Origin of the sequence: Escherichia sp. E4930 (genome assembly GCF_005845405.1) — a bacterium.
GTDB lineage: Bacteria > Pseudomonadota > Gammaproteobacteria > Enterobacterales > Enterobacteriaceae > Escherichia.
On record NZ_VCDZ01000040.1, the window covers coordinates 1 to 6,332 of the forward strand.

At 52.3% G+C, this 6,332-nt stretch carries 7 protein-coding genes; 1 reads left to right on the forward strand and 6 read right to left on the reverse strand.

Going from position 1 to position 6,332, the window contains the following annotated elements; all coding sequences use genetic code 11:
* Positions 1–233: 233 nt before the first annotated feature.
* From speB to yqgD, 6 genes are all read right to left on the reverse strand, one after another.
* A complete protein-coding gene (speB, locus tag FFT88_RS23990) occupies positions 234–1,154 on the reverse strand; it encodes an agmatinase (protein ID WP_000105566.1) in 921 nt (306 codons plus the stop codon).
* Positions 1,155–1,289: 135 nt separating this feature from the next.
* Positions 1,290–2,021 carry a hypothetical protein gene (locus FFT88_RS23995; RefSeq protein ID WP_135405559.1) on the reverse strand — a complete coding sequence of 244 codons (732 nt, stop codon included), beginning with the start codon at positions 2,019–2,021 and terminating at the stop codon, positions 1,290–1,292.
* A gap of 145 nt (positions 2,022–2,166) precedes the next feature.
* Positions 2,167–4,143: a biosynthetic arginine decarboxylase gene (speA, locus tag FFT88_RS24000; protein WP_010347927.1), complete on the reverse strand. Its 1,977-nt coding sequence runs from the start codon at positions 4,141–4,143 to the stop codon at positions 2,167–2,169.
* An 8-nt stretch (positions 4,144–4,151) separates the two neighbouring features.
* Positions 4,152–4,283: an acid stress response protein YqgB gene (gene yqgB / locus FFT88_RS24005; RefSeq protein ID WP_130218031.1), complete on the reverse strand. Its 132-nt coding sequence runs from the start codon at positions 4,281–4,283 to the stop codon at positions 4,152–4,154.
* A 93-nt stretch (positions 4,284–4,376) separates the two neighbouring features.
* Positions 4,377–4,520 (reverse strand): protein YqgG, encoded by a 144-nt coding sequence (yqgG, locus tag FFT88_RS25890; protein ID WP_001297404.1) that lies wholly within the window; start codon positions 4,518–4,520, stop codon positions 4,377–4,379.
* Positions 4,521–4,630: 110 nt separating this feature from the next.
* Complete coding sequence (yqgD, locus tag FFT88_RS25895) at positions 4,631–4,882, reverse strand: protein YqgD (RefSeq protein WP_135405558.1); 252 nt, start codon at positions 4,880–4,882, stop codon at positions 4,631–4,633.
* A 55-nt stretch (positions 4,883–4,937) separates the two neighbouring features.
* On the opposite strand from yqgD, the gene metK reads away from it, so the two are divergent.
* The gene (gene metK, locus FFT88_RS24010) at positions 4,938–6,092 is read left to right on the forward strand and encodes a methionine adenosyltransferase (protein WP_130237401.1); all 1,155 of its coding nucleotides are present in this window, start codon (positions 4,938–4,940) and stop codon (positions 6,090–6,092) included.
* Positions 6,093–6,332: the final 240 nt, after the last annotated feature.

Genomic DNA, 6,332 nt, shown 5'->3' on the forward strand with positions numbered 1-6,332 from the left:
TACCCCGTGCGATTGCCGGATGCGATGCTGGCGCATGCTTATCGGCTACGGGCGCCGAAACCAGGTCAGATAAGGCGTTCACGCCGCATCCGACATTAATGGCACATTTGTACCCCGTGCACATTGCCGGATGCGATGCTGGCGCATCTTATCCGGCCTACGGGTGCCGAACGTAGGTCGGATAAGGCGTTCACGCCGCATCCGACATTAATGGCACGTTTTACCCGTGCGCATTACTCGCCCTTTTTCGCCGCCTGAATATACAGCATCTCCAGCGCCAGCGTCGCCGCAGCCAGAGCGGTGATTTCCGACTGATCGTATGCCGGAGCCACTTCCACTACGTCCATCCCAACGATGTTGAGATCTTTCAGGCCGCGTACCAGTTTAATGGCACGATCGGAGGTCAGGCCGCCAATTACCGGCGTACCGGTTCCCGGCGCAAATGCAGGATCCAGGCAGTCGATATCAAAGGTCAGGTAAACCGGCATATCACCCACAATCTGTTTCACCTGGGCGATAACGTCATCCACGCTGCGATCGTTCACCTGGCAGGCGTCCAGCACAGTAAAGCCGTTGTCTTTATCAAATTCGGTACGAATACCAATCTGCACGGAATGATTCGGGTCGATCAGACCTTCTTTCGGCGCGGTATAGAACATGGTGCCGTGGTCAAATTCGCAACCGTTCGCGTAGGTATCGGTGTGGGCGTCAAAGTGTACCAGCGCCATTTTGCCGAAATGCTTCGCATGAGCACGCAGCAGCGGCAGCGTAACAAAGTGGTCACCACCGAAGGAGAGCATACGCTTACCAGCAGCCAGCAGCTTCTCGGCGTGCGCCTGCAGCTTCTCGCTCATCTCACGGGCATCGCCGAAGGCATATACCAGATCACCGCAGTCCACCACGTTCAGACGCTCACGCATGTCGAAATTCCACGGGAAGCGGTTGTGTTCCCAGGCCAGATTCGTCGAAACCTGACGGATAGCTGCCGGACCGTGGCGACCACCCGCACGACCAGAAGTGGCCATATCAAACGGCACGCCAGTAATCACCCAGTCAGCATCGCTGTCATACGGCTGGAAGTTCATCGGCAGGCGTAAAAAACCAAAGGCGTTGGAAACCAGTGAGTTATCGTATTGATGACCTAAGGTGCTCATGGATTGACTCCTATTACAAAGTCGATATAAAAAAACCCTTCCGCGTCGTTAGGCCCGACGAGGAAGGGTTGGATTTGCGAAACACAAGTTTGTGCTAATTATCGCCTTAAATGGGCGAGGCATCAAGCAAGGTTACTATTTACGGCACGGCGGCGGCGCATAGCCATTGTTGTCCGCCGGAAACGCTTGTCCAGAGCACGGCGGCATCGCGTTTTGCGCCGGGCCTTGTAATTCAAAGGCGGCAAAGCCGATTACACCGGTATTACGCACATCGCCTTGCGCCGAATTGGCTGCGTAGGAATCAGCAACGTTGGCGAACTGAAAAGCCGCTTCGGTATGTTTATCTTTGCGGAATCCTTTAATCGCTAACGAATCTCCGGCATTCACAATATAACCGTTGTTATTCAGCGAACCTTGCTTACCGTTCAGAACATCCAGGCCATCAACCGTAGCAACGATCTCGTAGTTGGTGTTACGACTGTAATTGCGGACATATAATTGATAATTCATTCCTACTCTGGCATGGACAATATAGCGTGGTTCATTATTGGATGAATCATAAACCCGCGTAATAGGTAGAGAATTAAAATTACCATCGCGAATAGCATATTCCAGTTCGTTAATACGAATGCTATAAACGCGGTCGTAGCCGGAAGGAACATTAGTCGAATAACTAATAACGATCATCTCCGCCGGATCGCGCCAGGCTCGCTCAACAGATACGCCCTGAACCGTTGAGTGCACATCCCCACCCCAGGCGGTGCCGACATTGCCAGATGCACTGCTATTATACTGCGCATTACTGGAACAACCAGCCAGCAGCACGATTAATGCCACCAACGCGCTACGTACTTTCCATTTTTTCATAACCGTTCCCTCTGCATTTAATTAATGCAGCGATTGTAGGGAGATTATTTAATAAGAAAAGCAGCTAAATTATTTTTAAGAATATATAAAAAGAAAGCGGGCCGATTTACGTAAATAAATCGACCCGCCAGCGGAATAATCTTAATTATTCATCTTCAAGATAGGTATAACCGTACAAACCTGCCTCGAACTCTTCCAGGAACTGTTGTTGCAGTTCAGCATCAAGATCGGTTTTCTTCACTTGATCGCGGAACTGGGTTAACAGCGTTTTCGGATCGAGCTGTACATATTGCAGCATGTCCGCCACGGTATCGCCTTCGTCAGACAGTTCCACTTCCACGCTACCGTCAGGGAAGACGAACACGTCAACCGCTTCGGTATCACCGAACAGGTTGTGCATGTTGCCGAGGATCTCCTGATATGCGCCGACCATAAAGAAACCGAGCATCGGCGGATTCTCCGGATCGTACTCCGGCATAGGCATTGTCGTGGCAATACCGTCACCATCAATATAGTGGTCGATAGCACCGTCAGAGTCACAGGTAATATCCAGCAGCACAGCGCGGCGTTCCGGCACTTGATCCAGCCCTTCCAGCGGCAGAACCGGGAACAACTGGTCGATCCCCCATGCGTCCGGCATCGACTGGAACAGCGAGAAGTTGACGTACATTTTGTCCGCCATACGTTCCTGCAGCTCGTCGATAATCGGACGATGAGCACGGTTTTGCGGATCCAGCTGCTTCTGCACTTCATGGCACATGCTCAAATAAAGCTGCTCAGCCCATGCGCGTTCTTGCAGGCTAAAGGTGCCGGAAGAGTAGCCGATATGAATATCGTGCAGATCCATTTGGCTGTCGTGCAACCATTCACGCAGAGAACGGCGAGTTCCCGGTTCGTGCATCTCCTGCCAGGTTTCCCACATGCTTTGCAGTGCGCGCGGCGCATCTTCTGCGGGCGCGGTCGGCACCGTGTATTCGTTACGTTCCACGCCGATGATATTCGACACCAGCACGGTGTGATGCGCAGTCACCGCACGACCCGATTCGGTGATTACCGTCGGATGCGGCAGACCATTTTCTTCACACGCATCGCCAATCGCCCAGATGATGTTGTTGGCGTATTCATTGAGGCCGTAGTTCACCGAACAGTCGGACTGCGAACGAGTACCTTCATAATCCACGCCCAGACCGCCGCCGACGTCGAAGCACTGAATATTGACGCCCAGCTTGTGCAGTTCCACATAGAAACGCGCGGATTCACGAACGCCCGTGGCGATATCGCGAATATTCGCCATCTGCGAACCAAGGTGGAAGTGCAGCAGTTGCAAGCTGTCGAGACGCCCGGCTTCACGCAACGTTTCAACCAGTTGCAGTACCTGAGTCGCAGCCAGGCCGAACTTCGATTTTTCCCCGCCGGAGGACTGCCATTTCCCCGAGCCCTGCGAAGCCAGACGTGCACGCACGCCCAGACGAGGAACGACATTCAGACGTTCTGCTTCATCCAGCACAATGGCGATTTCAGACATCTTCTCAATGACCAGATACACCTTGTGGCCCATCTTCTCGCCAATTAATGCCAGGCGGATATATTCGCGGTCTTTATAACCATTACAGACGATGACGCTGCGGGTCATGCCAGCATGCGCCAGCACCGCCATCAACTCTGCTTTCGAGCCTGCTTCCAGCCCCAACGGTTCGCCAGAATGAATCAGGGACTCAATCACGCGGCGGTGCTGGTTAACTTTGATCGGATAAACGAGGAAGTAATCGCCGTTATAGCCGTAGGATTCCCGCGCACGTTTAAACGCGGCGTTAATGGAACGCAAACGGTGCTGCAGGATCTGCGGGAAACAGAACAGTGCAGGCAGACGCTGGCCCTGTGCTTCGCGGGTTTTCACCAACTGCGCGAGATCGACGCGAGCTTCCGGGACGTCCGGGTCCGGGCACACGCTGATGTGGCCCAGCTCGTTAACGTCATAGTAGTTATTGCCCCACCAGGCAATATTGTAAGTACGCAGCATCTTGCTGGCTTCCTGGGAGCTCATTGCAACCTCCTGCATGGAGCGTAGTACACCGTGTTCGCCCGCTGACGAAGGCAAACTCATAGACATGTCGTCAGACATAGCGAACCTCAAATTATTTTATTAAGTGTAAAACAGTTAACCACTATCGCAGCCTGAAACTGCGATAACAACCCATAAGCACATGGATTTTCCAGCAGTGTATGCTGACGCTCCGACTGCGCAATCGGTTTCTTTTTCATAACATTATTAAGCACATAACCGAACGTAAGTGTGACTGTTCGGCGAAACCACGAGAAAACTCTTGTTTTTACAAGAGCGCCCTTGTTCAGTCCTCAGTAACTGTAACCAGCTCTTGAATCCTGAGAAGCGCCGAGATGGGTATAACATCGGCAGGTATGCAAAGCAGAGATGCAGAGTGCGGGGAACGAATCTTCACCAGAACGGTGAGACAGGTTAAGCAGCAGACAACGGTTCATTATTTCGTATCACCTCCACGGCCGCCCGTTAAGACGAACCCACAAGCCAAAACTCTGATTTCAACCCGGCTGGAAGTGGCAACACGAAAGAAACGTCGTGTGCTTTTTATTTAAGCCGCGCGCCGCGTTTTATACCCCACAATGGCAGAAAATTGCAAAAGATAAATACGAAGAATGCCAGCATTGTCAGGAAAAATTTCCAGCCACGTTTCTAACAGAATGAGACACGATTCAAAAAAAAGTGGAAATCGGGTGAAGGATTGACCTAAAATAGCCATCCAGATGTTAATCCATCCATACTGATTAACACTCAGACTGCCAGTGTTTTTAACCTGCAGAGTCGTGGTAGGATCCGCTACCACAGAAAATCCACACAACAGTTTGAGCTAACCAAATTCTCTTTAGGTGATATTAAATATGGCAAAACACCTTTTTACGTCCGAGTCCGTCTCTGAAGGGCATCCTGACAAAATTGCTGACCAAATCTCTGATGCCGTTTTAGACGCGATCCTCGAACAGGATCCGAAAGCACGCGTTGCTTGCGAAACCTACGTAAAAACCGGCATGGTTTTAGTTGGCGGTGAAATCACCACCAGCGCCTGGGTAGACATCGAAGAGATCACCCGTAACACCGTTCGCGAAATTGGCTATGTACATTCCGACATGGGCTTTGACGCTAACTCCTGTGCGGTCCTGAGCGCTATCGGCAAACAATCTCCTGACATCAACCAGGGCGTTGACCGTGCCGATCCGCTGGAACAGGGCGCGGGCGACCAGGGTCTGATGTTTGGCTACGCAACCAACGAAACCGACGTGCTGATGCCAGCACCTATCACCTATGCACACCGTCTGGTACAGCGTCAGGCTGAAGTGCGTAAAAACGGCACTCTGCCGTGGCTGCGCCCGGACGCGAAAAGCCAGGTGACTTTCCAGTATGACGACGGCAAAATCGTCGGCATCGATGCTGTCGTGCTTTCCACTCAGCACTCTGAAGATATCGACCAGAAATCGCTGCAAGAAGCGGTAATGGAAGAGATCATCAAGCCGATTCTGCCCGCTGAATGGCTGACTTCCGCAACCAAATTCTTCATCAACCCGACCGGACGTTTTGTTATCGGCGGCCCGATGGGTGACTGCGGTCTGACTGGTCGTAAAATTATCGTTGATACCTACGGCGGCATGGCGCGTCACGGTGGCGGTGCGTTCTCCGGTAAAGATCCATCAAAAGTGGACCGTTCCGCAGCCTACGCAGCACGTTATGTCGCGAAAAACATCGTGGCTGCTGGCCTGGCTGACCGTTGCGAAATTCAGGTTTCCTACGCAATTGGTGTGGCTGAACCGACCTCCATCATGGTGGAAACTTTCGGTACCGAGAAAGTGCCTTCTGAACAGCTGACCCTGCTGGTACGTGAGTTCTTCGACCTGCGTCCATACGGTCTGATTCAGATGCTGGATCTGCTGCACCCGATCTACAAAGAAACCGCAGCATACGGTCACTTTGGTCGCGAACATTTCCCTTGGGAAAAAACCGACAAAGCGCAACTGCTGCGCGATGCTGCCGGTCTGAAGTAATCTTTCTTCACCTGCTTTCAAAGGCCAGCCTCGCGCTGGCCTTTTTCTTTTACCTCTCCGCGGTGGACAGCCGTTCACGCCGCATCCGGCATTTGTGTCGGATTCGATGCTGCCGCATCTTATCCGACTTACAGACATCCCGCGCTCGTAGGCTGGATAAGGCGTTCACGCCGCATCCGGCATTGTGTCGGATGCGATGCTGCCGCATCTTATCSACCTACAGATATCACCGCGCTCGTA